Here is a 1,117-nt window from a genome sequence, read left to right on the forward strand (position 1 = left end):
CCCGATGAGCGACCTTCCCGAGTTCCGGATCAGCGTCGACCAGAACCCGTACCTGCCGGACGGCGGGCGGGACATGCACGCGATCGTGTCCGTGGAGGCGCGGGCGCCCGGCGGGGGCGGCGCCGGGGCGGGCGCCGCGGCCGCGCGGGCGCCCGGCGGGGGCGGCGCCGGGGCGGGCGCCGCGGCGGCCGAGGTGATCGTCATCGACACGTCCGGGTCGATGTCGTTCGGCGGCAAGATGGCCGCGGCGAAGCGCGCGGCGGCCACGGCGGTCGACGTGCTGCGCGACGGCGTGCACTTCGCGGTCGTCGCGGGCGCCAACCGGCCCCGGATGGTCTTCCCGCAGGGGGAGCGGCTGGTGCGCGCGGACGCGCGGACGCGGCAGAGCGCGGTGCGCGCCGTCCGGCGGCTGGACGCGGCGGGCGGGACGGCGATCGGGTCGTGGCTGCGGCTCGCGGACCGGCTGCTGGCGGGGCACGACGGCGCGGTGCGGCACGCGATCCTGCTGACGGACGGCAAGAACCAGCACGAGTCGGCGGCGGAGCTGGACGCGGTGCTGCGGCGGTGCGCGGGCCGGTTCGTGTGCGACGCGCGCGGCGTCGGCACGGACTGGGAGGTCGCGGAGCTGCGCAAGATCGCGTCGGCGCTGCTGGGCGGGTTCCTGGACGTCCCCGACCCGGCCGACCTGGAGGCGGACTTCCGGGCGATGGCGCGCACCGCGATGGGCAAGCGGGTCGCGGACGTGGCGCTGCGCGTGTGGACGCCGCAGGCCGCGGAGCTGCGGTTCGTGAAGCAGATGGTCCCGGCGGTCGAGGACCTGACGGGGCGCCGCGTGGCGTCCGGGGAGCGGACGGGCGACTACCCGGTGGGCGCGTGGGGCAGCGAGGCGCGCGAGTACCACCTGTGCGTGCGGGTCCCGGCGGGCGCGATCGGGCAGCGGATGCGGGCGGCGTGGGTGAAGCTGGTGGCGCCGGGCGGCGCGGTTCTGGCGTCGGGGAACGTGCTGGCCGAGTGGACGGACGACGAGGCGCGGTCCACCCGGATCAACCGGCGGGTCGCGCACCACACGGGGCAGTCGGAGCTGGCGGAGGCGGTGCGGGAGGGGTTGGAGGCGCGC

General features: G+C 78.1%; 1 protein-coding gene. It reads left to right on the forward strand.

Annotation, left to right across the window (positions count from 1 at the left end; all coding sequences use genetic code 11):
• A partial coding sequence (locus DMH08_RS39545) for a vWA domain-containing protein (RefSeq protein WP_325052993.1) occupies nucleotides 1–1,117 on the forward strand: 1,117 nt, incomplete at both ends.

Source organism: Actinomadura sp. WAC 06369 (genome assembly GCF_003947565.1).
Classification (GTDB): domain Bacteria; phylum Actinomycetota; class Actinomycetes; order Streptosporangiales; family Streptosporangiaceae; genus Spirillospora; species Spirillospora rifamycini.